Source organism: Wolbachia endosymbiont of Drosophila innubila (assembly GCF_021378375.1).
GTDB classification, from domain to species: domain Bacteria; phylum Pseudomonadota; class Alphaproteobacteria; order Rickettsiales; family Anaplasmataceae; genus Wolbachia; species Wolbachia pipientis.
This window is the reverse complement of the sequence record NZ_CP076228.1, coordinates 901,069-928,012: the sequence shown is the minus strand read 5'-3', so window position 1 is coordinate 928,012 and position 26,944 is coordinate 901,069. Positions and strand designations below refer to the sequence as shown.

Genomic DNA, 26,944 nt, shown 5'->3' with positions numbered 1-26,944 from the left:
TACTTTCTACAACTAAATACATTTTAATTATAGACGAAAAAATTTAAACTTCTATATCCATTATAAGATAGAATTATAGGAATTGCAACCATTATTTGCACATTGTCTAAAACATGTAGTATTTTCGCTACTTTTATTGTTCAATTTATTATAAAGAATACTCTAAATTATGTTTAAATGGAACACAAATAATATCATTGATGCAACTGGCGGAAGAGACGTAAATGGTTGTAATTGGATACATAGCTCAAATATTTCAACGGACACAAGAAGCATAAAAAAAGGTGATTTATTTATTGCCCTCAAGGGAAAGAATTTTGATGGCCATAATTTTTTGCATGAAGCGTTTTTAAAAGGGGCTATCGCTGCAATAGTGAGTGAGGGTAAATATAAAAGTTTCCCTCTCATTATTGTACAAGATACCCTGAAAGCTTTGCACGATATGGCATCATATTACATTAGAAATGTTCTTATTGATGCTAAAGTTATTGCAGTTACAGGTAGTGTCGGAAAAACCACTACAAAGGATATGCTACACACTGTTTTATCGCAATATGGAGTGTCCCATGCAAACGAAGGTAACTTAAATAATAATATAGGATTGCCTTTGACAATTCTGAAAGCTCCAAAAAACTGCCAGTACTTAATTCTTGAAATGGGAATGAATAAAGCTGGTGAAATAAAAGAATTATCAAAAATTAGTAATCCGAATATTGCAGTTATTACCAACATCGAACCTGCACATACTGAAAATTTTTCATCACTATTTGACGTTGCACAAGCGAAGTTAGAAATTCTGTATGGTATGAAAAATAACGGTACTTTGGTTTTAAGCAGAGATAATAAATATTATGATTATCTCTCATCACACGCCAATAGAAATGTAATAAGCTTCGGTAAAGATAAAAATGCTGAAGTTTGTTTACTAAACTTAATAAGAAACGATGAATCTTCTGTCATTTCAGCACTATCTTCTGTCATCCCAGTGCTTGACTACTTGGATCCAGGAAGTTCAATTGCAAATGAGCATATCAGACGGTTGTATAATAAAGACTGGATTCCAGCGTCACGCGCTGGAATGACATCAAACCGAGTTGCTAATAGATTAAGTTTAAAAATCAGGCTGAGTGATAATCAAATTATAAACTGTAATTTACGTGTACAAGGTGAGCATTTTGCTTATTCGCTACTTGCTGTTGCAGCAGTTGTGCAAAGCCTTGGACTTGATTTATCAAAATTACCACTTGCACTTAAGAATTTTAGTGTAGCGAAAGGTAGAGGCAATATTCATAAGGTCAAATGCAATAAAAAATATATACATTTAATTGATGACTCCTATAACGCCAGCCCTGCTTCGATGAAAACTGCAATAAAAACTTTGAGTACATATTCTAATCAGAGAAAAGTAGCTTTGCTTGGTGATATGTTGGAACTTGGTGATGAAAGCATAGAGTTTCATACAGATTTGGTTAAGATTATCACAGAAAATAATATAGATAAAGTTTATACAGTTGGTAAATTTATGTTAGAATTGCATGAGCTTTTGCCAGATAATATAAGAGGCACGCATTTTAATGATTCTAATCAATTGAAAAGTGATTTAGCTAACATTATTCAGAATAATGACGCAATTCTAGTTAAAGGCTCACGAAGAATGAAAATGGATCTTATTGTACGGGAATTCGTAATAAAATATTAAGCGAAATCATTGTATTAATTTACAGTAACAAATTATTAGGAACTTTAATTGTGACAAAACGTGTAATTATTTTTGGTGGAACGGGGTTTATAGGGAAACACATCGTAAGACGCTTGGCAGCAGAAGGATATTTAATAAAGATATTCACTCGTAATCAGGAAAAAGCTGCTTGTTTAAAATTGTGTGGCAATTTAGGACAAATATCAATATTTAAAGGCGATTTTTTTGATGAAAAATCAATTCTGGATGGTATGGAAGAATGTGATGTAGCTATAAACTTAGTGGGAATATTATATGAAGCAAAAAAGCACGATTTTTACGCTGTTCACGTTAAAATAGCTGAAAGGATAGCAAAAGCTGCAAAAATGAAAAATGTACCTATGATGATACATTTTTCTGCTATGGGAATAGAAAATAGCAAGTTGTCAAAATATGCCAAAAGTAAATTGGAAGGTGAAAAAGCTGTAACTTCAGCATTTCAAAAAGCAATAATAATTAGGCCAAGCCTTGTATTTGGTAAAGAAGACAACTTCTTTAATAAATTTGCAAGATTAGCAACTATTCTTCCTTTCTTACCACTAATTGGCAATGGAACAACTAAATTTCAGCCAATATGTGTAACAGACTTAGCTGAAGTGGTATATCGTATTATCAGTTTTAATAAGCAAGACAAGAAAATTTATAACATGGGTGGACCAAAGGTTTACTCTTTCAAAAGCTTATTGAAGTTTATTCTGAATGTTACTAACAGAAAGTGTTTGTTGATCAATGTATCTTTTCCAATGGCAAAGTTAATAGCTTTCTTTTTAGAAAATAAAATTATTTCTATGCTGCTAAAACCAATAACCGGAGATACGAACCCTATGCTTACTCAAGATCAGGTGAAAGTTATGATGAATAGTTCAATCGAAAAGTCAGTTGACCTTGAAACAATGAAGGTTCGACCATTAGCAATTGAAAATGTGGTGCCAGAGTACTTGAAGATTTATAGAAAGTATTGATAAAAGAGTGTGCCCGGTGGGATTCGAACCTACGACCCACAGCTTAGAAGGCTGTTGCTCTATCCAGCTGAGCTACGGGCACACAACATATATAAAATGCTTCTTAGTACAAGTGAAGTCAAGTACTTCGTGTGAATATGATGTTTATCTTGCGACACCTTGTCATTGCAGTTGTGTGTCGCGCGCTGCCAAAATTGGATGCGAGAAGTCTATTTATTTTAGAAAATACTATATAGAAACTTACTTGACACCCTTCGCTAGCCCCCTTATCATGAAACTGAAGCTATTGTATTTGCTTTCGCCAATCTGCAGATTAAAAGGTAAGGATTACTTAATGTATCGGCGTCTCATGTTCAATTTTTTGCAGTATATAGATACTGTATGTCTTTACAAAACTTCATCTACATCTAGATTTTTATCTAAATAAGCTGAACGCGCTTATAAAGCGTTACAAGACATCAAAAAATGCCAATACTCGACAGAGATAGTAAAAGACTAGCTAACTCGGGGATTCTTTGTCTTTTTTTCTGCTTAGTAAATTTCTTAAACATTTGCAGCGTAGGTTAGTTGCAATTAAAAGTGGCTGAATCTCGCTTGTCAAGCGTTTAAAACATAAAAAACGCCAATATTTTAAAGCGGATAATAACCACGGGGCTTCTTTTGCCTTTTTTTCATTTGGTAAATTTCTTAATATTTATGGCTAAACGACAATCGTCATCCCGCTGCTTGTTAGCGGGATCTCTTGTTAGCGGCTGAGATACCGCGAATGAATCGCGGTATGACGGTGTAGATGATGGTTAAGTATCCCGCTACGTGTTAGCGGGATCTATGCTTTGAGATACCGCGAATGAATCGCGGTATGACGGTTAAGTAAGGTGTCATTCCAGTGCTCCTTTTTTTGTCATCCCAGCGTCACGCGTTGGTTTCAACATTATATCATGAACTTTCTAAAATTCATTGAACTGTGCTTTCAAACGGTAGTGCCGGGGTGTGAGTATAACGATTATCAGTATATAAAAGTCATAGCAGACAGGCTGGAAGCAGCGAGCGCTGGTGAAGTGAAACGAATAATATTCAATATGCCTCCGCGCTCGATGAAGTCCATGTGCATAAGCGTTGCGTGGCCCGCATGGATACTGGGCAACTGCGAGAATAATAGTTGCAAGTTATTCTCAGCGGCTCAGCGAAAAGCACTCGCTCGACACCAGGTGCGTGATGCAGTCTAGTTGGTATAGAGCGCTATTTCCAGAGATAGAACTATCCAAAGACCAGAATACCAAATATAAATTTCAAACAGTGCAGAGAGGATACAGAATCGCAACATCAGTTGGTGGAACACTAACTGGTGAAGGTGGTGATTTTATCATTGTGGACGATCCGCTCAGTTCTGCTCAAGCTTTGAGTGAAACGCTTAGAAAGCGTGCCACAAACTGGTTTGATCAGACTTTAGTAACCAGGCTGAACGATAGAAAAAAAGGAGTCATCGTTCTTGTAATGCACAGGCTACACCAGGAGGACTTAACTGGACACCTTCTCTCCAAGCCAAAAAACATATGGCATCATATTTGTTTGCCAATGATTTCTGAAAATAAGCAGGTTATTTATTCAATCAAAAAGCCAATGCCTCCCGTTCCTGTCATCCGAGTAGCTCAGCACTGTGCGACCAGGCGATTATATAATAAACCAGCGTCACCTGTAAGGATATTATATTCAAGAGAAGAAGGTCAGTTGTTATATCCCCTCGATGGAGGAAAAGAAGAAGTTGAGATAATAAAAGCTGAACTTGGGAGTTACGCTTTTGCTGCTCAATATCAACAAAACCCTCTGCCGCTTTCAAGTGGTATAATTAAACCAGAGTGGTTGAGAGGTTGTTCGGAAACTAGTAAATTCAAGCATATTCCCTCTTTAACATAACCCTACTCATAGCTAGGTATATGAAATTCTCAGTGGATGTTGTGAGTAAATCATACTCCTTCGATAGCCTTCTATTCCTATTAACCCAAGCAAAAGTCCTTTCTACAACCCATCTTCTTGGCTGTACTTTAAACCCTTGTTCTCTTGTTGGTAGTAGCTCAGGTGGCGTATCTTTGTGCACCCAAAATCTACATGGAGGCCTTTTAACAATTTCAATATCTATGTCATATTCTTCCTTTATGTGATTCTTTAAATTTCTTCCTTGGTATCCCATGTCAGCCCACATTTTTTTTAACTTTAGTATATTTTGTTCTCATATTGTTTAATGCTATTTTAATACCATCTCTATCATTTTCGTTAGCAGCGCCTACGTAACAACCTAGTATAAAACCCTGAGTGTCTGTAATTATATGCCTTTTTCTACCCTTTACTTTTTACTTCCATCATAGCTTTGATCCCCCTTTTCTGTAGTCTTTACAGATTGACTATCTACTATACAGGCACTCGGCTGCTCATTCTTTCCTATTTTTCTTCTACTATATTTTGTAATTTCATAATTCATTTTCTCAAAAATTCCCTGCTTCTTCCATTGCCTGAACTGCTCATACACAGTCTTCCATAGCGGAAAATCATTTGGTAAATACCGCCATTGACACCCTGTACGCAATACATAGAAAATTGCTTCTAATATTTCTTTTTTGCTATACTTTGGCAGCCTTCCTCCTTTCTTGTATGATACTCTGAAGTGTTTTTCTATTCTTGCCCATTCCCTTTCGCTTAGATCTGTTGGATACTTTTTTCTCATCTTTACCCCGTACTAAAATTTCAGATATTATAGCCTTTTACTTGTTTCCGGACAACCTCTCAAATCTTACTATTACCCACAAATATAAAGTTCGTGAGCAAGTCGCCATCCTTCTGCTAAATCAAAGAGACGTTTATATCCTTTCCAAAGAGTAATTGGTCCTGGTTTTGGGTCATTTTTTCTTGCTAAATGGCCTCCAAGTTCATGAAACAGCTTCTTTTATGTTGGGAACTACACTTGGACATGGTTTTCTGTGTATTTTAACGTATAAAACTTTCCATTCTTCTTCAGCTAATAAGGTAGTACATGGTAATGTTGGGTTAGCTCTTGCAATTGATGTAATAAAGAAGATCCTCCAAGCAATAATACTCATAACTGTTAGATATCTCATTAGTCTTTCTGCTATTCCAAGCCTACATTCTTCAACTTTGAGACCGGATTTAAAATTTTATGTAATATCTCTATTTTCCATCTAAGGGAATTGTAAGTTAAAAACGTGATATAAAAGAGATAAGAGAGAAAGATAACCCTGCTCACTAGGAATAGCGGGCGGGCGCGACCGAAAGGAAATTGGTATTACAACCGTTGGTATCAAGGTACGCTAGCCCTATCTCTCGATACGTTTGAATAGTTGCTTGGGACATATATATGCACCCGTTTACAATCTTAAATTAACTAAAACTATCGAGGTTTATTATGGTTACATCTTATCAAAATTTTATTGGCATTGACATCGGAAAATTTAAAAATATCGTTGCAATTCACAAACAGAAGAATGCTGTCGAATTTGATAATAATGCTTCTGGTTGGCAACAATTATTTCAAGAGTTTTCAGATATTCTACCTAATGCTTTAGTGACTTTAGAAAATACAGGGAAATATGAGCTTGGCTTATCACATTTTCTTACCGACAAAAATATTGCCGTGCATCGAGCTAATACTCGTAAAGTAAAAAGCTTTATTTTATCTCACGGAACTTTAGCAAAGTCTAGATGCAAGAGCTCTTGCTCAATATGGATTTGAACGCCATAGAACTATCTCTCTATTTGTACCTACCTCTACAGAACAATCAACTTTGGCTGCACTTTGTCAACGTCGTGATGATATTACGCAAATGAGAACTCAAGAAAAATGCAGACTTGAAGCACCGGAAAATGATCATATAAAAGAAAGCTGTCAAAAGACCATTGAGTTTTTCGATAGTCAAATAAACGAACTCAATGATACTATACAAAAGATTATTGATGAAAGCCGCGAATTACAACAACGCCAAAAAAATTCTTAAAACAGTTCCTGGAAAAGTTATCACAAGATTTTTTTGTGTTTAATGCCAGAGCTTGGTTACTTAAATAGAAAAGAAGTAGCAAGTCTTGCCGGAGTTGCACCGCATCCAAAAGAAAGTGGTAAAGCTGTTGGTTACCGAAGGATTACAGGTGGTAGAAGTAACGTTCGTTCAAAGCTCTTTACAGCCGCTATGGCTGCTACAAGGTCAAAATCTATACTTGGCGCCTTTTATTCTAAGCTTGTTGAAAGTGGTAAGAAGAAGATGGTGGCTATAACAGCCCTAATGCGTAAAATTATAGTAATTGCTAATACAAGACTTAAAGAAGCAATTAATTTGCATACTTAAAAATCTTCACAACGGTAACTGAAATTGGCTAATGAATATGTGCGTCCACACAGACTTAAAGCACATATTCATTAGCTTAAGCAGAAATTGCTGTGGTAGCTGTTTGATATAAAATTCTATTTCTATGACAAACGGGTTTTATTGCCCATATAATTTGCAAAATTACACAAATAAAAAATTTTTAAAAACATAGTTGATACCAACTAATTTTTTCAACAGCTTCATCGAAAGTATTAACTGAAAGATTCGTTAATAGCATCCATTCTAGCGGTTTTTTTAAGGGAGGGGAGTTTTCTCAACAACATAAACTGCATAAAGTGGTAATTTAGGTAGTTCTTCCGTCTTATGCCTAATATTATTCTTAGATGGATTCATCATAAACTTTCCAAATCTAACTTCCAAACGTGCTGTTCTTTTTGGCTTATTATCTTTTACAGGAACTTCAACTTCTACCGTACCTGCACAATGAGAGGATTTAATAAATGCCCATAACTTCTGCTCACCTTTTTCAGGATATCGAGATTTTCTATTTACTGCTCTATCTCTGCATGCTCTAACTAGCACTGCCGAATTAAGATTATGTGCAAGCTCAAAAAAGTCATATATATCTGCTTCTCTATCGCATACAGTTATAGTCTCAGTTTGAGTTGGATCAATAATATTATTTGTTTTTCTTAAAGTTTCCAACCACTTTACGCTTTCTTTATCTTCAATGCGATCGCTCTTTTTTTTAAGGTTCTCAGTTTCTTCAGGTCTTGAATAAACTTTTTGATCTAGTATCCCTAGTACCAAACCTTCTATACTAACGGCAAGAGCTGTATGCATTATAATACCTTTTGCAGTATCATAACTGGACAAATTTGCTAATCCGCTTGTTTTTTTATGGTTATTATATACAATGTAACTGGTATCTTGAATGACAAGAACCCTCTTGTGAGCTTTTGTTCTCTCAACCGTCTTATTAATATGTGTAGCTAAAATATCACTTTCTTTTACATTCTCATTTTGAAAAAAAAACGTTATGCTGTTTTTGCTTCTGACCAACTTTCACATGCTTGATTAATCTAACTTTCAGGTAATTTTGTCAAACATATCAGCAATCTTTACTAATCGCTCAGTTAACCTTTTATCTCCAAATTCATTTTTAGCCCATTCACTACTTTTACTTGCCATTTTACACCCTCAATATTTGCAAACTTTAATATTGTAATATTTTACTTTTTAGTCCATTTATATTTGTGGGTAATAGTAAGGAATGACACCGTCTTGGATGGAAACCAGTGTCAGCTACTTTCATGACACCATCACAAGGTGAAACTGGATCCCAGTGGGCTTTGTTGCATCGCTCAAGTGAAAAGAACTGGCAGTTACTGACAAAATTCATTATAAATAGCCATTTAACTGTTGAAGAAAAAATATGCCACAAAAAATGAGAGTCAGTAACTGCCATGAATATAACAAATTTCTCCAAGAAAGAGGAAGCATTTTTTGTTATATCAATGACGCCATAGAAAATTGGTACGAGAATTGTCCAAAAATGCAGGGCGGCAACTATATTTATAGTGATAAAGTTGTGATTTTGGTGCATATAATCGTCAGTTTCTTTAGAATTGGTTTAAGACAAACAGTCGGGTTTATAAAAGGGTATTTGCAACAAATAGGAAGAGATTTGCAGCTATTCACAAGCATCAAAAGAAACTTAATATTAAGATAAATGATTGCAGAAAATAATATGGAAGATATCGAAATTGCTATAGACAGTACAGGAATTAGTATATACAACAACACACAGCAAGGAAAATAGCACTGACAGAAAATATCGTGGCTATGAGCAAACGAGAAAATTGCACGTAATGTTGAATATAAACAACAAAAAAGCCATAGCTGTAAAATACAGTAACGGCTGATCACTATGGAGCTTGTGATTTGCTAAAAGAAGTTGATTTTCAGCATGCCATAAAAGCACTATATGCAGATAGGGCATATGACAGAGAAAAGCTCTATAAGCTGTGTAATCAATATGGTATAAAAACGAAAATTCCTCCGAAAAACAACGCAGCAGAGCATCCAAAGTTAGACTATATGGCTGAGAGAAATTCTGCAGTCAAGCTCATAAAGTCATATGATGAAGATGGTATAAAGAAGTGGAAAAAAGAGATGAGTTATGGAAAAAGATCTTATATAGAAAGTTTTTTCTCGCGACTGAAACAAACATTCGGGTTTAGTTTTAGGAATAAATCTGAGACAAATAGAGAGAAGGAACTACTTGTTAAATGCTATTTGCTCAATAAGTTCACTGATATTGGTATGGCTAAATTTGAGATAGTTACATGAATTTACCATAAATCACCATCTCATAAAGCGTGATGCAACAAAGCCGTCTGGAATCCACAACTGTACGAACGTTGTAGTTTGGACCACCAGTGGGGTGTCATCCCAGTGCCCAGACACTGGTTCTATGCAACTTAATTAAAAACGTTTGTTTTAGTGTAAGACAATTACCTTTAGCTTATCAGCTCAGTTATAAGCAAAATTTCTGGATTCCAGACTGGAATGACACCATTTGCTGTGCAATTTACCTTCAAAAATGAATGTTCGTACAGTTGTGAACCTGTGGCAGGTATTACATAAGAGCATTTCCCTCTTCTAAATTAAAACGCACTTTTGCCTCCTTTGCAGTCTATACTTTAGATGTATTTAATTTACAAATACTAATTATTTATTAATAATGGTGATATGTAAATATAGTTATAAAATAATTGTTACACTTGAATTCCTTCCTGGTTTCTGTTGTTATCAGAACATTTAAAACACTTTAAGAAAGCTGCTTAGTTAAATTAACTTAGACAAGTAAATAGCAGTTTTGCAGCCTGTTTTTATGAATGATGATAAAATGTTGTAGCCAAATGCGCTTTCAGCATTGTGCTGAATTGCAATATCTTTGTGCTCTAACTCCTCGTCGCGAAATTTACTTATAGTTTCTCTTAATTCCCCATCTTCTAAATGTGAAACTTGCTCTTTGTAGTGCTCCCCGATAACTTCTTCAACTGCAGCAGTGCAAGCCATAGCAGCTTTTTTGCCCATAATGGCAGTTGCAACGCCAAGCGACACTCCTAAAACACGCCAAACAGGCAACAAAACAGTAGGACGAACTTTTTGCTCTTTGATTTTCTCATTAAAATAGTGAAAATGCTTTTTTTCCTGCTCTTCCATTTCAATTATTTCATTGATTATAGAAGATTTCTTAAGAATAAATTTTTGACCAGAATAAATGCAAATAGCTCCATATTCTCCAGCGTGATCTACTCTAATTGCCTGTTGCAAGAACTGATTGTTGCTGTACCTTAAATTATTTAGATTTCTTTCTTTCTCCACAATACACCTTACCTGATACGAACAGAGCTACTATGAGATAAATTAGATTCCATGTTGCTAAGGAAACACCTAGAACGTAATGAGGTCTGTCACAAGATGGAGAGTAATTAGGATTTAGTAGATTATTTCTGAGCTCTTCTATACTAACGTTACTACTTGCTTGCTCTGTACAACCTAAAACATCATGAAATAAGTGAAGTTCAAGACCTATATGATAAAAAGATATTACTGCACCTATGAGGTAGCTGCAAAACATTGCATAGATTAGAATTTTGTTGTCTTTAAGCATGCACGCTACTGCAAGTAATCCAGCGATATAGTAAACTATTCGCTCGTATGTACATAACTTGCATGGCAGCATGTTGAAAAAATATTCTAGCACATATGCAAAAATTAGAGCAGCGGCACTCGACAGCAGAAAGATTGCAGGAATTCTGGAATTATTACACATAACTTTAAGTAAATTATCCCTGAAAGTATAAAGCAAAGTATTCATTTTACATAGGGATTTTTATTTTTTTTCAAAAGCAATCTAACTGGCACACCGTCTGCAAAGAAATTTTTTCTGAGATCGTTAATTAAATAGCGTTTGTAACTTTCATCAACACTTTCAGGTATGTTACATATCAAAGAAAAAGCTGGAGGTTTAGTACCAATTTGAGCGATATACTTCATTTTAACTGCTTTGCCTTTTACAAGAGGGTGAGAATGTTTTCCTACAGCATCTATGAGCCACTTATTCAGTTTTGCAGTGCTGATCTTCTTGTTCAAGGATTCACTCACTTCAAGACACTTATCTATCACATCACCGCAGCGCATGCCTTTTAACGCAGAAATTGTTATAGTTGGCACTTCCAAGAATAACCTGGTTACTTCCTGTTGTTTGACAAATTTTATTAACCTGCTTCTGTCATCCTTACCTATTAAATCCCACTTATTTAAAACAACAATAATCCCTTTCCCTCCCTTAATTGCAGCTTCACCAATTGATAAATCCTGCTGCTCAATACCAACTAGGGAGTCTAGCATTAAAACTACCACATGAGAGCGCTTGATTGATTCCATGCTTTTCTCAACAAATCTTGATTCTAAGCCATCTACAACATTCGCCTTTCTGCGGATTCCGGCAGTGTCAATTAGAGTAATTAACTCTCCATCATGATCATATGTAATATCCACAGAATCACGTGTGGTACCTGGCTCTGAACTTGTTATTAGTCTGTTTTCTGCAAGTAAACCATTTAAAAAAGTTGATTTTCCAACATTCGGACGGCCGATGATCGCGATCCTCAGCCTACTCAGTTCATTGTTAGGTAACTCAGTGTTCTCGTTAAAATTTTCAATAACACCAGCTAATGCATCATAAAGATCAACCATGCCAAGATTATGCTCGGCAGAGATATACACCGGGCCAAGAAAATCAAAAAACTGCAAATAATCAACATTTTCGGATTTATGACTCTCGCATTTATTTGCTACTAGTATTACAGGTTTATTTATTTTTCTCTTCAGCCACTTTGCAAACTCTTCATTTCGCTCATTTTGCACTTTTGCATCAACAAGAAAGAAAATTATGTTTGAATTGGATAAAGAAAATTCGATTTGTTCAATAACTTGTAGTGAAAAATTAGTTTGGTCGTTCCATCCTCCTGTATCTATAACTTTAAACTCCAAATCGCTAATTCTCCCCATTCCCTCTTGCCTATCCCTTGTCACTCCTGGAATGTTACTCACTACTGCTGCTTTTCTTTCTACTAATCTGTTGAATAGGGTCGATTTTCCAGCATTTGGTAGGCCTACTATGGCGATTTTTAGCATAATTCAAGGGCATGTTCTATATGAAGTAAATTATAACCGAAACTTTTCAATTTAACTATCGACTTCGTAGATTATATAAGCATACTACAGTTAGAATTTTTTATTTCGTTATGTAAAATATGGGGTAGTTATGCTAGTGTCAGAGCAAATAGAGAGTGTAGATAGAGAAGAATTAAAGCAACAAAATCATATACATAAAGATACAGAGTATTCGGAAGAGACGACAATATATGGGCATATTAATCAACATATGGAAAAAAACATCTCAAATACATTGCATGAAATATATGATGCTCTTATGTCATATAACGAATCGGAACAGCCAATGGCGTCAACTTAAGAACTTTCATTAGCAAACTCTCCTAAAGACATGATGGCGTTTAGGCTTATCTACTTTATTGCGGCTGTCCCGGTCGGATTTTAACTTTAGCGCGTATACTTAAAAAGGGCTTGAAAGTTTTTTGGCGCAATAAGTACCTGATAGAGTTTCTGCCTCATTACACCAAATAAAACTGAAAAATTTAAACGATACTCATACCAATTCTCATTATTAGTGAATCAAATAAGCGATATTGTAGAGTTATTTAATTGTGGAGTGAGAAAGAAAGGCAATAGTATGGCTTTTTTTTCCATTGTTATCTATCCGTTTATTGTGCAGTGGGAATTGGTATCAGTAATTTGATCTGGGTTCCAAGGCCCTTGTGCATCACACATATGAAGCGATAATATATTGCACATGACCAAGTTTGCCCAAAATTCTTGTAATACAGCCTCTCCAGAAAAATTCTCTAACTCTGCTCCTACTTTGAGTCGTTTATAGCACTCCTCTATGTGCCACCTTAACACATAAGCTTTGCTCCAAAGTCTCGGTCAAAAACTCTGTTTCTCAGTTGGCTAATGTCAGCACTATAACTCTTACTTTCTGTCCTTTCATTTTATTTTTTAGCTTTTCATTTTCTAATATAAAATCAAAATCTAATTCGCCAGCGTTCCCATAGCTTACTATAATTTCTTTTTTGCAAGCGAAAAATAAAATCTACTTCCAAATTATAATGCTGCTGAATGAATTTTACTGAAGACGATCATAGATAAATAATAATTTCTCTTGATTTAATAAACGCATTTGAGTGATAACTTCGGGTAATTGCTCTGCCGCCAACGTTTGTTCACCTATATTCCAAGCTGCAAGACGAGCACTGCAAATCAATGAAGTACACAAATCAACAAACAAATTGCCAATGGTGCCTGTTGTTCCATTTGGTTCAAACTCGGATACAATTTCCCCAGAGCTGGGTAATCTCATACCAGAACCATCTGCTGCAATAAGTCTATAGCCTCTCCAACTCAGGTTCATCCTGATAGGCTGTTTGGATGCTTAAATTCTTGAAAAAGCCTGTATGGCAAATCTTATACCTTGCTTTAGAAAAAGCTTGCTTTGAGGGTACATGTCAATGGCTCCATAAGTTCACATTCTATTCCCAAACTTTTTTTAACTAACTTTAAAATCATAGAAAATACTGTCGAAAAAGGAAGTTTTCTTGTTCGTGTAAAACTCAACACAATGGATTTTCTGAAAAGTTTTCGAGTATATTGCATTTTTAATTTGTAAGATAAGATCTTTTCCTTTTTGCATGCCTCACCTAAAAAAGACACATTTTAAACTTTTTTGTTGCAATAAAATAGAAACAAAAGTGCTGTCCCTTGCACTCTTTGGATAATTTAATGATAAAAAATTTGGAGAGAAATTTTATACACTATCGCTGATATTTTTCCTTAAGTTGACGCCATTGCCTGAACGGATACAACTTAATTTTTAATCTGCAGGAGTCAAGTTGAGAATGTCCAATTTTCCACTTTCTTTATAGCATAACATACTTCAGCGCCTCTTGCTCCTCTTGAAGTCCAATGGGCTCACCACTTATGTGTAAATTAATCGTTAATGTTGTACACGTTCTTTTCTTTTTCTACTCTCTCTTGCTCTTCAATACAATATATAGCAAGCGGATTAGCTTTAAGTCTTTCGACTCCTATTTCTTCTCCTGTTCCATCGCAGTAACCATAAGTGCCTAATTTTATTTTTTCTAACGCCTCCTTAATTTTTTCTTTTCTATCTTTTCGACGCTTGATTAATTCCTCGTTTCCACTATCTTCATCAGAATAGTATGTATCAATACTATTATCTTCTAGTTCTTGTTTCTCTAACTCAGCGAGTATTGATTGTAACTTTAAGCTGAAGTATTCCAGTTGTTTTACGCTCATATATTCTTCATCTTCTGAAGGAGTGTAATCTTCTGGTGACTTTATTTTTGGTAACTTTTCCATAATTGCATTATCAAAAAAATAATAAAACCTATATAATTTATGAACAAAAAATTATACTACCTCAAAGTAAACACTATAATTTATAATAAACATTTAAAAGCCTAGTATGATCGACTCAGTAAAAAAATTAGTAATAGATGATAAGAACTTTACCTATATAGTATGTATTTTTATCATAATGTTAAGTTTATCTTCATTTACACTTAAAAACAACAATAAACAAGAAGTTATGTTAACATTAACATGGATATGTGCTACATTTGTTTTGCAGATTTCTACAAATAATTTGTTTACATCTGATTATCATGATGGAATATTAGAGCAAATCTTTGTACAGCCACTCTCTTCTAGGCTTATAGTTGCTTATAAAATTTTCGCTCACTGGTTATTATTTGGATTACCGATTTCAGTAATTTCTTCCATATTCAGCTTTGCAATTCTAGGCAATAGTATTGAACACTCAATAGCAGTTGGAGTGTCTTTATTATTTAATACGCTGATAATCACTAATATTTCAGCTACTGGAAATGCATTGATGATTGGTCAAAACAACTTAGCATCAGGAGTATCGCAAATTCTTGTTTTGCCAATGATAATGCCAACCTTTGTGTATTTTAAAATGCTAACTCAATTTGAAAATTTATCCTTGAATATTTATACACTACTAATCACCATCTTAGTTTTTGTTATTTTGATTGTTAACAGCACCATAACTACTCACATGGCACTAAAATTTGCTGTGGAACAGGATTGAAAAATCTTACTGTTATTCAGTAGACTTCTTGCATAACCTAGAAAAAAGGCAAATAGTTATTATAGATTTAGGTTTATCGACAATTTGAAAAACCTTCATTCCAGCATCCTTCCCTGTCATCCAAGTAGCCCTTCGTTGTCATCCCAGTGTCAAAAACTGGGATAACAGCTAACCTGACAACCGTCATCCCGCTACTTGTTAGCGGCTAAGAGATACCGTGACGGTATGACGGTTCGCGGTGGCATGACGATAAGCCTCATCATCCCGCTACGTGTTAGCGCCGCGGCGGTATGACGATTCGCAGCGGCATGACGAGAAAGGGGCTACTTGGATGATACCTTTTTTCTACTTAGTTTGGGTTATGCAAGAAGTCTATTCCTTCATAAGGAGAAGTAGTTAAAGGAATTTACTCTATTTCTCCCTCTTTTTTTATTATTTTTAATCTATAGTTAACGTAAAAGAGATATGCAAAAACTCTATTGATCCATAGTCTGCAAATTATTAATAACACTTACTTTAAAGAACCTCACTTTACGCTGATCTTTGAGCGCTCTTCTGTGGTATTTTGTAAGAGTATAACTTGTGAAATCGTCTTCCCTATAGATTAAAGAGTTACACTGCTTTATATGTGATGCTATCCACTCTGCATAGTCCTGATGATCGGTTGCAATGAATATTTCCCCTGTTATAAGTATTTTTTTTGCTAATAAATTTAAAAATTCCGTATTAATTAATCGTCTTTTATTGTGACTTCTTTTTGGCCATGGATCTGGAAAGAGAATAAAGAATCTTTCAACACTGTTATCAGGAAAATTTGCAATCAATTCTCTTGCATCTTCTGTCCACATTAAAATATTTTTTATGTTCTGTATTTCTATGTTTGTTAGCAAGCGAGAAACCCCCTTTAAGTAGGGCTCACATCCTATAAATAATAGATCAGGTTCATTGAGCACCTGGTAAAGCATATTTTCACCGTTGCCAAAGCCTATTTCTACCCATATTCTTTTTTGTGAATTTACAATTTTCTCTATAGATTCCTTGCTGTTTTGAATAGAATATTTTTCCAATATTTCATCAACATCAGGTTTTAGCCTGGACCTTCTGGAGAACGATCTAATCCACTTGCTATTCTTAAATAGCATATTCTTGATACATATATAATTTTCTCACTATATTTTATATAGCTTAAACAATTCTCGAAATGAGTTAATGAAAAATTACTTGTCAATAATTGTTAATATTATATAATATATGAGTTCTAATAAAGTTTAAGTTAAAGGTATGAATAATAATAATCCAGTCGTAAATCTACCGGTTACTATCAGAAAGCTATCATCAAACAAATTTATAGAAGAGATATGTCAAGGCCAATTTGAGGATCAAGATAATACCTTGTTTGAAGATTCTTTTGTTAACAAAATTAAAGAAGGAGATGTGGTAGAAGGTGTAATTACAAGAATAAACCCTAACGACGTTGTGGTTGATATTGGTTTAAAATCTGACGGGAGAATTCTGATCAAGGAACTCGGTTGTAATGATGAGGTCATTATTGGCTCGAAAATCAGAGTTTATGTGGAAAGAATTGAAGATTATCATGGTAATGTTGTTCTTAGTCGTGAAAAAGCAATTAGGGACGAAAAATGGAATAAGTTGGAAGAAGATACAGTTACAAGGGCTGAAGTAAGCGGAGTTATTAAACGCTCAATTAAATGTGGCTTTATTGTTGATCTTGGTGACGGAATAAGCGCTTTTTTACCGCTGAGTCATGTGGATTTGAAGCAAGTAAAAGATGCGAGGCACCTTATTGAAACTGAACAAAAGTTCATCGTGCTTAAAATGGATAAGAAGCAGGGCAATATTGTAGTATCAAGAAAGCTGGTGTTAGAAAAATTGCACGCTGGTGAAAAAATTAAATTTTTAGAATCTTTAAATGAAGGCGATATAATAGAAGGGAAAATAAAAAGTATCACTCATTACGGTGTATTTGTCGGTATTCATGAATCAGATGTAGTGGGAGTTATAGATGGATTGTTACATATTACAGATATCTCTTGGAGTAGGGTAAGTCATCCGTCTGCAGTTTTTACTTGTGGTCAGACTATAAAAGTTAAAATTATAAAAATAGATAAGGAAAATGCTAAAATTTCCTTGGGTGTGAAGCAGCTAGAAGATAGCCCTTGGCAAGATGCAGAGTCAAAATATCTAGTTGATAGTGTGCATAAGGGTTATGTAACAAGCATAGAAGATTATGGATTATTTGTTGAGCTTAGATCTGGAATTGAAGGTTTAGTGCACTCGTCAGAAATAACTTGGGTTAAGAGTAATTTACCAGTTAGTAGTCTCGTAACAAGGGGACAAGAAGTATATGTAAAAATTCTCAGTATTGACATTGCTAAGAGTAGGATGAGTTTAAGCATGAAAAGGTGTGTAGACAACCCTTGGCAAGTATTTATCAATAAATATCCTCCTGGTTCTATTGTTTCTGGTGAAGTGAAGAATAATACCGGCTCATATGTATCTGTTGCTTTCGGTGCTTCTGAAATAGATGAGAACGTAGAAGGGACAATATATGTGAAAGATTTTAGTTGGTCTAAAAATGGTTCAGATGAGATAAAGAAGTATAATGTAGGTGATAAAATAGAAGCAAAAGTAATAAGGGCTAACGTGAATCGGGCAAGAATTTATCTTGGAATAAAACAAATAGAGTATGATCCTCTTGAAGAACTGATAAAGAAAGTTAAGGTAGGTGATAAAATACAGGTTATTGTAGATAAGAGAGAAGATAATGGACTAGTCGTTGAAGTTGAGAACGATGTAACCCTTCTAATAGATCAAGAGCATTTACCAGAGAATAAAAAATTCTCTATATCAGAAAAAATAGAAGTTGAAGTATTGGGTGTTGAAGAATATAACATAGCATTATCTGCTAAGTGATAAGGTTTACTTATTTTGGTTCATATAAATGGCAACAAAGTCTGATATAATAGCGAGGGTAGCAAAAAGACATCTTTTTTTAGATAAGATTGTTATAGCAGCTATAGTTGATAGATTTTTTGGGATACTTTCAAGCACATTGAAACATCATAATAGAGTTGAAATTAGGGGGTTTGGTTCTTTTTCAGTTAGAAGTTATAACTTGAAAGAAACAAGCCATTTAATGTTACAGAAGTTTACAAAGAATCAATACTTTAAAACATATTTTCGTAGCAGTAAAAAATTATCTGATTTGATAAATGAATAAAAATTTATACCATAAATAAGATGAAAGTAGGGGTTTGAGTTTATACTGTACGATAGAAATTTTTAGCACCATATGCAAGTAGTAGAAATAGTTATACGTAATAACACATATAAAATATCTTGCGAAAGTGGGAAGGAGAATCATTTATTACGCCTTGCTAATAGTTTTGACAAGTTAGTTAGTTCTGTATCTCAAAAAACTGGAGGTAAGGGTTCGGATGCATTAAATTTCTTACTTGCAGCACTAATTCTTGAGGATAAAATTTTAGAATTAACAAAGCGATTAGATGAAGTAAATCAAGAGCGCGAAAAGTATAGAAACGAGAAAAGAATAGAATATACTGAGGTACTAGATAAGGTAAATAAGATTATCACTAATCTTGAGTGCATAAAGGATTAGCTTCAATAAAGCAAGCAATTAAATTGACTATCTGACTATTCAAGCCAGGAGGGAGGTTTGTCTTACGAGTTATGTAACAATATAATTCGTAATCATCAAGATCAACTATTTTTTCGTATTCGATTAGTTCGCTTAAGGAAAATTTATCAAGATATTTCAATGCGAAATGCCCTAAAAGTATATCGGTTTCTTTGCAACCCCTATGCCAGCTTCTATATATTAATTTTCTTCTGAGTAGTGAGGTATCTGTCATTACAATTAAACTTTTTTTAATTTAAAAGTTAAACTAAATACTTGTCAAGCGAGGCGCATTTTAATATACTTAACATTTTGTTAAGATCTAAATATACAGGTGGAATTAATTTCTAATCTTATCCATCAATTTAGCGATGGAATATATTATTTTTTATCATTTTCTTTAATAATTTCTGTCATAGTATTCGTGCATGAATATGGGCATTATGTTGTTGCCAAAGCATGCAAAGTTAAAGTTGAATCTTTTTCCATAGGTTTTGGTCCTGAAATTTTTGGTTTTAACGATAAGTCTGGAACTAGATGGAAATTAAGCGTTGTTCCATTGGGTGGTTATGTTAAAATGCTAGGAGATACTAATGCAGCGAGTGTCCCAGCTGATCAACAAGAATTAACGAAAGAAGAAAAATTGTATTCATTTCATACAAAACCGCGTCATAAAAAAGCAGCAGTAGTTTTTGCAGGGCCTTTTGCAAACATGGTATTTGCTGTTATAGCTTTTACAATATTTTTTAGCATAGCAGGTTATTATCGCACTCCACCGGTGATTGAAAATGTAATCGAAGGTAGTGCAGCTAAGCAAGCTGGTTTGTTGCCAGGTGACACTATTACACAAATCAATGAGCATAAAATAAAATACTTTGAAGATATTTCACGTGTGATAATGTCGAATCCTAAAACAAGAATGGAGATTGAGTATAGCAGAAATAATGAGAAGCACAGGACCAGTTTAACTCCATTAATAATCAAGGGCAAAGACGTTTTTGGCAACACAATAGAAAGAGAAACTATAGGGATTATTTCAGTCAATACATTAAAGCAGTCGTCTTTTCTTGGGGCTGTGAGCTTATCAGTAAGTGAAACTTACCACACTATGTGCTTAACGATTAAAGCTATCTTTCAAATTATTGTTGGTAAGAGGAGTGCAAGTGAAATAGGTGGACCAATAAAAATCGCAAAATATTCAGGACAATCAGCTAAAAAGGGATTTATTATGGTTCTATATTTTATGGCAATCATTTCAGCTAATTTAGCTGCAATTAACTTGCTGCCAATACCACTGCTAGATGGTGGGCATTTATTTCATTATATCATAGAAGCGGTTATACGTAGGGATTTAAGCTTGAAATGTCAAAAATATGCAGCTATTTTTGGTGCTTTAGTGTTGTTTTTGCTTATGGCAACTGGAATGTCAAATGATATTAGGGATCTTTTTTGAAATAAAATATGAAAAAGCTATTTTATATACTGGTAGTGGTTTTTATTTCTTTTCCTGCCCTGCTTGTTGCTTTAGGAACTGCGGAAAAAGTGCAGGTGAAAGATGTCAAATGTATTGGTAATGAGAGGGTAAGCAACCAGACAATAGGGTTCTATATAAAACTAAAATCTGGTGATTATATAAACGACGATGATATAGACTCAATTATAAAAGATCTATATAAAACAAAGTTATTTGCTAGTGTTAATGCTTACATAGATGATAAAAAAAATTTAGTAATAAAAATTCAAGAAAATCCACTGATTAACAAGGTAGTGTTAAAAGGCAATAAGTTATTTAACAGCAAAGAGCTGCTAAGTAATGTGATTCAATCAAAGTCGCTAACTATTTTAACTGAAACAAAATTGCAAAACGATTTAGTGAATTTAGTCACTACTTATAGAAATAACGGTAAGATTGGTGTTAAAATTGAATATGACCTGAATAAGCTTGATGGCAATAGAGTCAATCTAATTTTTAAAATAAAAGAAGGCAAAACCTCTAAAATTAAGGATATAAGATTTATAGGCAACAAAAACTTTTCTGAAAATGAGCTAGAGCAAGTTATCAAAAGACATAGTAATGACATATTTAGTAAGTTATTTAGAGCTATTTTTAAAGGCGGAAATCATTATTCACCGCAATATCTATTGATTAACACAGAATTGCTCGATCATTTTTATTCATCTAAAGGATATATTCAAAATAATATTCAACCAATTGTTGAGATTGATAATAACAATCAAACAGAGTTAACTTTTTTGATTGACGAAGGACAGCAGTATTTATTTGGAAATAATGAGGTTAATATTGAAACTGAAATTCAGGATTTGAGCCTAAAAGAAGAAATATTGGATTTTATAACAGAGGAAAACGGTAAGATATTTAATAGAGTTAAAATTAATAATACAGTAGAAAAAATAAACAAATATTTAAATGAGAAAGGATATATATTTGCAAAAGTTAATCCAGAGTATGCACAACGTGACAATGTTGTAGATGTAACCTACAGAGTGCTGCCGGGTAAAAAGATTTATATAAATCAAATTACAATTGATGGTAACGATCGCACTTTAGATAAAGTGATCAGAAGTAAGCTAAGTGTAGCAGAAGGTGATGCGTACAATATATCTGAGATTCAAAAGTCACGTAAAAAACTAATGAGTAGTGATTTTTTTGAAACAGTGAAAGTAAATAGTTATGCAGTTAATGATAATGCAGTAAATCTTGACTTAAGTGTTAAAGAAAAAAACACTACTTCGTTGTATTTGGGAGGAGGTGTGTCTCTTCCTGGTGGAGCATTGATTAAAATTGACCTCAAAGACCGTAATTTATTTGGTACTGGAAAAGAGCTCTCTTTTGCTCTTGAAAAAAGTCAATACGTATTTTCTACTGATTTAGAGTTTGTTGAAAATAATTTTAACGATTCTGATACGTCACTAGGCATGGGTGTATTTTATGAAAAACAAGATAAACCAAACACTACTTTTGATAGTTGCGATATGGGATTTTTTACAAAGTTATCATATAAAGTCACAGAGAACTTAACTAATTCCCTTCGCTATTCTTATAAGTATAATCATATACACATGGATAATAAGGGTGGACAAGACACCGATATCTCTGAAATAATACTGGACCGAAAAGGTAAACATCAGATTTCATCAGTGGGATACACGTTGGCATATAATAAACTGGATAACCTCTATACTCCAAAAGAAGGGTATTTACTGCGCTTAAGTCAGGATATTTCAGGATTGGGAGGAAACGTGAATTTCCTGAAATCTGAATTCTTATCTTTTTATACGCACCCTATATTAAGCAAAATTGACGATGATATAACGCTACGCTTTAAGATGGCGGCAGGTCATATTTTTTCTTATACTGATGAAAATCTAAACATTGGCCAGCACTTTTTTAAAGGGGGTAATGAGATTAGAGGGTTTGACCTTTCCGGTATTGGACCAAGAGCAGAAGACAAAAATAAAAGCTCATTAGGAGGCAAAACTTATTTTAATCTAACACAGCAAGTGGATTTTCCTCTACCAAAACTATATGACTATGCTGGTATCAAAGGCTCACTATTTGTTGACTATGCAACACTTTTTGGCTTAGATGATAAAAATAAGAAGTATGAAGGGAAATACTATGATAGCAAGCTTGTGAGAGTGTCACCAGGTTTTGGCTTTTCAATGCTTTCTCCTTTTGGTAGACTTAGATTGGATTTCGGGTTTCCTTTAGTAAAGGAATCTTATGATATAATACCATCACCAAATGTTAAATTTTCTATTGAAGCGGGGATTTGAATGAAATATATACAGTTATTTATATCAGTTATTGCCTTAATTATTTCCTTATTTGTGGGGTATAAGTTTGTAGGATATCAACCTCAGAACACAAAGGCTGCAATTATCGATAGTGAAAAAGTCATCAATGAATCTCTTGCTCTGCAAAATATACAACAACAAATAAAGGAGCAGAATTCTAGATTACAACAAGAATTTGAAAATGAGTTAGAAAAACTTAAGCCATCAAAAGAAGAATTTGACCTTTTGTCAGAAGAAGCAAAAAAGGAAAAGACAGGACAATTTAATAAGCACACTGTAAATGTTAGAGATAATTATGCTAAAAAAATGTTACATTTAGAAGAAAGCTATAGAGAAGCAGTAGAGAGTGTTTTTAACAAGATAAAAGAAGTCACTAAAAAAACGGCAGAAAAAAACAACATAGATTTGGTACTATTTATTTCAAAAAAGAACCAAGTTTTATACTCCATGGATGAAGTTGATTTATCAGATGTGGTATTAAACAATATAAACAAGGAAATACCTGAATTTGCTTTAAAAGGCATTGAATAGACTTATGCAATTTAATATCAGTGATATTATAAAAACACTACCACATTCTTATCCGTTTCTCTTAGTAGATAGAGTTATAGAGTGTGATCCTGGTAAAAGTATAAAAGCAATCAAAAATGTGACTTTCAATGAGCCATTTTTTATTGGCCACTTCCCTGGTCATCCGATAATGCCAGGAGTCTTGATAATTGAATCTCTAGCTCAGGCATCTGCTATATGTGTTCTAGGTAAAGAAACAATAGAAAATAAAGTTGTTTACTTGAGATCCATTGAAAATGCAAAATTCAGAAAGCTAGTTACTCCAGGGGACACATTGATTCTTCAAGCTAACATTCAAAGTGTGTGTTTAGGTGTATACAAATTTAGGTGTATTGCATCTGTTAGCGAAGAAAAAGTTGCAGAAGCAACAATCTCAGCAGTATTGCAAAATAAATAAAATCTTCATCTGTAAGAAACAGCATGTACACTTTATAGTATAGCAATGAAGCTGAATTTCAAAATCTCATTTTCGAATCTATATACTCGCAATGGATTAACAAAATTAGATGAGACATTTTTGAATTATATTAAATCATGTGATGAGAGCTTGTTTTGTTCATTAATTGAAGCAAGAGAAAAAGCAGCTTCTTCTTCGATGTCATCCCAGTGTCACCTCCCATCATCCCAGTGTCACCCCCCGTCATCCCAGTGCTTGACACTGGGATCTAGAAAACAAGAAGAACGGTCAGCTACTTGGATGACAGATAGCCAGCTCATTATAGACCTCTCATATTTACTTGATGAATTTATTGCAAAACTTTTTAATGTTGAAAAAGAAATAGAGGAGCTAAAGAAAAAGCACAACGACTTTGCTGTAATATATAAGTGCAAAAGATTATTTGTCCAACGCTATGCATTGAAGAAATACACTAATGTGGCGAATATAGATATTACTAACAAACTAAGTCATTTTCTCACTTTGCCAACAACAGAAAAAAATTTTGCTGAGCAGGTGATGCATTGGTTTGAAGATAAAGAAAATCACAAAGAGGAAATAGAACTTGCGGCACAATATGCAGTGTGGAGAGTAAAAAATAAACAGAGTATATTATTTAGCATACATAAAAAAATTGACCACGAAAACCTCATACCATTTTCTAAAAAAGAAGTAGACAAAGTTGAAGTGCTGTATTCAAATGAAGTAAAAAGACGATACGGTTTTGACCTAACAAGTGAAAAGGCTAGTTTAGATAAAGCATTGGATAATGCTCACTACTGCATATTTTGTCATAAGCAAAGTAAGGATAGCTGCTCAAAGGGGCTAATTAATGATGACAATACTTTCAAAAAGTCTCCACTTAGAGTTGAACTGCACGGCTGCCCACTAGAGCAGAAAATATCAGAAATGAATCTGGTGAAAAGCGAAGGGTACAGCATAGCAAGTCTTGCAATTGTGATGATAGATAACCCATTATGCGCGGCTACTGGACACAGAATATGCAATGACTGCATGAATTCGTGCATATATCAAAAACAAGAACCCGTAAATGTGCCAGCAATTGAAACAAGGATTCTGGATGATGTGCTCAGTTTACCGTACGGATTTGAAATATATTCTCTGCTCAGCCGTTGGAATCCTTTAAATTTTCAGCGTTCATTGCCAAGAGAAAACACCGGAAAAAACGTTCTAGTTGTAGGCCTTGGTCCTGCTGGTTTTAATTTAGCTCATCATTTGTTGAATGATGGGCATAACGTTATCACCATTGATGGACTAAAGATTGAACCTTTGATCGATAATTTCCAGCTAATTAAAGATTTCAAACACGAAAAATTGAGTGAACGCACGGCAGGAGGGTTTGGTGGGGTGGCAGAATATGGCATTACTTCTCGGTGGGATAAGAATTACTTAAAGATTATTAGATTACTGCTGGAAAGACGTGAGAATTTCGTACTTTATGGAGGCATTCGTTTTGGTGGCACGATTAATGCTGATGACGCGTTCAACTTGGGTTTTGATCACATCGCCCTAGCACTTGGCTCTGGTAAGCCACGAATGATCAAAATAAAAAACATACTAGCTCGTGGAGTACGCATGGCATCTGATTTTCTGATGTCGTTACAACTGACTGGCGCTCTTAAATTTGATTCTATAGCAAATCTGCAAGTTCGTATGCCGATAGTTGTCATAGGGGCGGGGCTTACTGCGATTGACACTGCCACTGAAGCTTTAGCGTATTATCCAATTCAAGTAGAAAAATTTCTTCTTCGTTATGAGATATTAGTTGATAAGTATGGAAAGGACTGTGTTGAAAAAGATTGGACAGAAGAAGAGCGCGAAATTGCGAATGAGTTTATATCGCACGCACAATTGATCCGAGAAAAGCAAAAGTTAGCAAAAAAAGAGAATAGAGAAATAAAAATATTAGAGTTAATGCAGAGCCTCGGGGGAGTGAAAGTTATATATAGAAAAGAGCTAAAAGATTCACCAAGTTATCGATTAAATAGCGAAGAGGTGCAAAATGCACTGTCAGAAGGAATTTACTTTATTGAAAACTTAGAGCCAGTTGAAGTTGTGACGGATAAATATAACCATGCTGAATTAATAAAACTGATAGACACAAAATCCGGCGAAATCAAACGTATAAAAGCACGTTCTATTTTTATAGCAGCAGGTACTGAGCCAAATACAGTTATTGCAACAGAAGATAAAAAGCATTTTAAATTAAGTAATGGGTATTTTACTCATTTGAATTCATCAGGAAAAGAAATAGACCCAATATTTTCTCCTAAAATGCAAAATAAAGATAGAATATTAGTGTATAAGCAAGGCAATAAAACAATCAGCTTTTTTGGTGATCTTCACCCTTCGTATAGTGGCAGCGTCGTGAAAGCTATGGCAAGTGCTAAAAACGGCTACCCTATTATTTCTCAGCTTTTGAGTGGAGTTAATAGCTTCGTTTCTGTCATTCCAGTGTGTGATGTTGTGGGCCAGAAAAAAAATGCGTGGTCAAGTGTTGAAGACTTGGCTAATAAAGAATTATTTAATAGAATCAAAGAGCAATTCACTGCAAAGGTTATAAAAGTTCAATATTTAACAGACAAAGTTGTGGAAATAGTGATCAAAGCACCACTTGCGGCAAAGAATTTTAAGCCTGGGCAATTCTTTAGATTGCAAAATTTTGAAACCAATGGCAGAAAAGCCAATAATACAAACCTTGCTATGGAAGGTATAGCCGTAACCGGCACTGAAGTAGACAAAAAAAAAGGAATTATTTCCACTATTGTGCTGGAAATCGGCGGCTCCACTAATTTATGCAGACACTTAAGAGAAGGCGAGCAAATAATTCTTATGGGCCCAACTGGCAGACCTACTGAGGTTTACTAAGTCTCAATATTAAAGTGATGCCAAATTTTATTTCAAAAAGTAAATAATTTACTAACGCTCGTGCACAAATTAAAAATAAATTATGCACGAGTGTAGCGTTATGAATTAGGAGTGCTATATTAAAGCTTACCTCACTATTAAAGCTGTCGGTCAGATTAGATTAAAAACCTAATCTGACCGGTTTCTCTATAACCCTCTAAACTCTGATATAATTATATGATAATTAGTTTAATTAGTGGTTAATATGCAAATTG

At 34.3% G+C, this 26,944-nt stretch carries 19 protein-coding genes, 1 tRNA gene and 8 pseudogenes; 15 read left to right on the top strand and 13 right to left on the bottom strand.

The features are described 5' to 3' along the window. The first annotated feature begins 169 nt into the window (after positions 1-169). Together J4T77_RS05020 and J4T77_RS05015 are read left to right on the top strand one after the other, a co-directional pair. Positions 170-1,699, top strand: coding sequence for a UDP-N-acetylmuramoyl-tripeptide--D-alanyl-D-alanine ligase (locus J4T77_RS05020; RefSeq protein ID WP_190321451.1), 1,530 nt, complete (start codon positions 170-172; stop codon positions 1,697-1,699). A 50-nt stretch (positions 1,700-1,749) separates the two neighbouring features. After that, a complete protein-coding gene (locus J4T77_RS05015) occupies positions 1,750-2,700 on the top strand; it encodes a complex I NDUFA9 subunit family protein (protein ID WP_190321452.1) in 951 nt (316 codons plus the stop codon). 8 nt (positions 2,701-2,708) lie between these two features. Here J4T77_RS05015 and J4T77_RS05010 read toward each other — a convergent pair. Continuing rightward, positions 2,709-2,782, bottom strand: a tRNA-Arg gene (locus J4T77_RS05010). 856 nt (positions 2,783-3,638) lie between these two features. On the opposite strand from J4T77_RS05010, the pseudogene J4T77_RS05000 reads away from it, so the two are divergent. Continuing rightward, positions 3,639-4,566 (top strand): annotated as a pseudogene (locus tag J4T77_RS05000) (phage terminase large subunit); the annotation flags it as partial. Between the two features lie 22 nt (positions 4,567-4,588). On the opposite strand, the pseudogene J4T77_RS04995 reads toward J4T77_RS05000, so the two are convergent. Beyond that, positions 4,589-5,419, bottom strand: a pseudogene (locus tag J4T77_RS04995) (IS5 family transposase). 72 nt (positions 5,420-5,491) lie between these two features. Further along, positions 5,492-5,896 (bottom strand): annotated as a pseudogene (locus J4T77_RS04990) (IS4 family transposase); the annotation flags it as partial. A 219-nt stretch (positions 5,897-6,115) separates the two neighbouring features. Here J4T77_RS04990 and J4T77_RS04985 point away from each other — a divergent pair. After that, positions 6,116-7,049: pseudogene (locus J4T77_RS04985) on the top strand (IS110 family RNA-guided transposase). Positions 7,050-7,239: 190 nt separating this feature from the next. Here the strand turns inward: J4T77_RS04985 and J4T77_RS04980 are convergent. Next, positions 7,240-8,222 (bottom strand): annotated as a pseudogene (locus J4T77_RS04980) (IS4 family transposase); the annotation flags it as partial. A 25-nt stretch (positions 8,223-8,247) separates the two neighbouring features. Further along, positions 8,248-8,637: a hypothetical protein gene (locus J4T77_RS04975; protein ID WP_179943772.1), complete on the bottom strand. Its 390-nt coding sequence runs from the start codon at positions 8,635-8,637 to the stop codon at positions 8,248-8,250. Here J4T77_RS04975 and J4T77_RS07590 point away from each other — a divergent pair. After that, positions 8,533-9,383: pseudogene (locus J4T77_RS07590) on the top strand (IS5 family transposase). The gene J4T77_RS04975 and the pseudogene J4T77_RS07590 sit on opposite strands and share 105 nt — an antisense overlap. Positions 9,384-9,881: 498 nt before the next feature. On the opposite strand, the gene J4T77_RS04960 reads toward J4T77_RS07590, so the two are convergent. The 3 genes from J4T77_RS04960 to der are packed head-to-tail and all read right to left on the bottom strand — an operon-like array spanning position 9,882 to position 12,242. Further along, positions 9,882-10,424, bottom strand: a complete 543-nt coding sequence (locus tag J4T77_RS04960) for a demethoxyubiquinone hydroxylase family protein (RefSeq protein WP_006279362.1) — start codon at positions 10,422-10,424, stop codon at positions 9,882-9,884. After that, the gene (locus tag J4T77_RS04955; RefSeq protein ID WP_010963042.1) at positions 10,399-10,920 is read right to left on the bottom strand and encodes a disulfide bond formation protein B; all 522 of its coding nucleotides are present in this window, start codon (positions 10,918-10,920) and stop codon (positions 10,399-10,401) included. Before J4T77_RS04955 ends, J4T77_RS04960 begins: the two co-directional genes overlap by 26 nt. Then, complete coding sequence (gene der, locus J4T77_RS04950) at positions 10,917-12,242, bottom strand: ribosome biogenesis GTPase Der (RefSeq protein WP_190321445.1); 1,326 nt, start codon at positions 12,240-12,242, stop codon at positions 10,917-10,919. The genes J4T77_RS04955 and der overlap by 4 nt, the downstream gene beginning before the upstream one ends. A 130-nt stretch (positions 12,243-12,372) precedes the next feature. Between der and J4T77_RS04945 the strand changes: the two genes are divergently transcribed. Beyond that, positions 12,373-12,582: a hypothetical protein gene (locus tag J4T77_RS04945; protein ID WP_010081834.1), complete on the top strand. Its 210-nt coding sequence runs from the start codon at positions 12,373-12,375 to the stop codon at positions 12,580-12,582. A 9-nt stretch (positions 12,583-12,591) separates the two neighbouring features. Here the strand turns inward: J4T77_RS04945 and J4T77_RS04940 are convergent. The 3 genes and pseudogenes from J4T77_RS04940 to J4T77_RS04930 all read right to left on the bottom strand — a co-directional run. Beyond that, positions 12,592-12,776, bottom strand: a pseudogene (locus J4T77_RS04940) (IS4-like element ISWosp8 family transposase); the annotation flags it as partial. Between the two features lie 138 nt (positions 12,777-12,914). After that, positions 12,915-13,875 (bottom strand): annotated as a pseudogene (locus tag J4T77_RS04935) (transposase); the annotation flags it as partial. Between the two features lie 296 nt (positions 13,876-14,171). Then, a complete protein-coding gene (locus J4T77_RS04930) occupies positions 14,172-14,564 on the bottom strand; it encodes a TraR/DksA family transcriptional regulator (RefSeq protein WP_010963040.1) in 393 nt (130 codons plus the stop codon). A 106-nt stretch (positions 14,565-14,670) separates the two neighbouring features. Here J4T77_RS04930 and J4T77_RS04925 point away from each other — a divergent pair, with 106 nt between their 5' ends. Then, positions 14,671-15,318: a heme exporter protein CcmB gene (locus tag J4T77_RS04925; RefSeq protein WP_010963039.1), complete on the top strand. Its 648-nt coding sequence runs from the start codon at positions 14,671-14,673 to the stop codon at positions 15,316-15,318. A 476-nt stretch (positions 15,319-15,794) separates the two neighbouring features. Here the strand turns inward: J4T77_RS04925 and trmB are convergent, their stop codons facing one another. After that, on the bottom strand, positions 15,795-16,460 hold the full coding sequence (gene trmB / locus J4T77_RS04920; protein WP_012673367.1) for a tRNA (guanosine(46)-N7)-methyltransferase TrmB: 666 nt from the start codon (positions 16,458-16,460) through the stop codon (positions 15,795-15,797). Between the two features lie 139 nt (positions 16,461-16,599). Between trmB and J4T77_RS04915 the strand changes: the two genes are divergently transcribed. The 3 genes from J4T77_RS04915 to J4T77_RS04905 all read left to right on the top strand — a co-directional run bounded on the left by J4T77_RS04915 (position 16,600) and on the right by J4T77_RS04905 (position 18,958). After that, positions 16,600-18,252 (top strand): 30S ribosomal protein S1, encoded by a 1,653-nt coding sequence (locus tag J4T77_RS04915; protein ID WP_190321444.1) that lies wholly within the window; start codon positions 16,600-16,602, stop codon positions 18,250-18,252. Between the two features lie 28 nt (positions 18,253-18,280). Beyond that, positions 18,281-18,559, top strand: a complete 279-nt coding sequence (locus J4T77_RS04910) for an HU family DNA-binding protein (protein WP_190321443.1) — start codon at positions 18,281-18,283, stop codon at positions 18,557-18,559. Positions 18,560-18,631: 72 nt separating this feature from the next. Next, a complete protein-coding gene (locus J4T77_RS04905) occupies positions 18,632-18,958 on the top strand; it encodes a cell division protein ZapA (protein ID WP_190321442.1) in 327 nt (108 codons plus the stop codon). Here J4T77_RS04905 and J4T77_RS04900 read toward each other — a convergent pair. Further along, positions 18,933-19,211 carry an FAD assembly factor SdhE gene (locus J4T77_RS04900; protein ID WP_006279484.1) on the bottom strand — a complete coding sequence of 93 codons (279 nt, stop codon included), beginning with the start codon at positions 19,209-19,211 and terminating at the stop codon, positions 18,933-18,935. The two genes, J4T77_RS04905 and J4T77_RS04900, sit on opposite strands and share 26 nt — an antisense overlap. Before the next feature lie 99 nt (positions 19,212-19,310). Between J4T77_RS04900 and rseP the strand changes: the two genes are divergently transcribed. Genes rseP through J4T77_RS04875 form a run of 5 tightly spaced genes read left to right on the top strand, consistent with a single transcriptional unit; the run spans position 19,311 to position 26,690 of the window. Continuing rightward, entirely contained in the window at positions 19,311-20,429 is a 1,119-nt protein-coding gene (rseP, locus tag J4T77_RS04895) for an RIP metalloprotease RseP (RefSeq protein WP_190321441.1), read from the top strand. A gap of 8 nt (positions 20,430-20,437) precedes the next feature. After that, complete coding sequence (gene bamA / locus J4T77_RS04890; RefSeq protein WP_190321440.1) at positions 20,438-22,774, top strand: outer membrane protein assembly factor BamA; 2,337 nt, start codon at positions 20,438-20,440, stop codon at positions 22,772-22,774. Beyond that, positions 22,775-23,326 (top strand): OmpH family outer membrane protein, encoded by a 552-nt coding sequence (locus tag J4T77_RS04885; RefSeq protein WP_190321439.1) that lies wholly within the window; start codon positions 22,775-22,777, stop codon positions 23,324-23,326. It begins immediately after the preceding gene. Positions 23,327-23,330: 4 nt separating this feature from the next. Continuing rightward, positions 23,331-23,762, top strand: a complete 432-nt coding sequence (gene fabZ, locus J4T77_RS04880) for a 3-hydroxyacyl-ACP dehydratase FabZ (protein WP_010082082.1) — start codon at positions 23,331-23,333, stop codon at positions 23,760-23,762. A 45-nt stretch (positions 23,763-23,807) separates the two neighbouring features. Then, positions 23,808-26,690, top strand: coding sequence for an FAD-dependent oxidoreductase (locus J4T77_RS04875; RefSeq protein WP_010963032.1), 2,883 nt, complete (start codon positions 23,808-23,810; stop codon positions 26,688-26,690). Positions 26,691-26,944 lie beyond the last annotated feature (254 nt).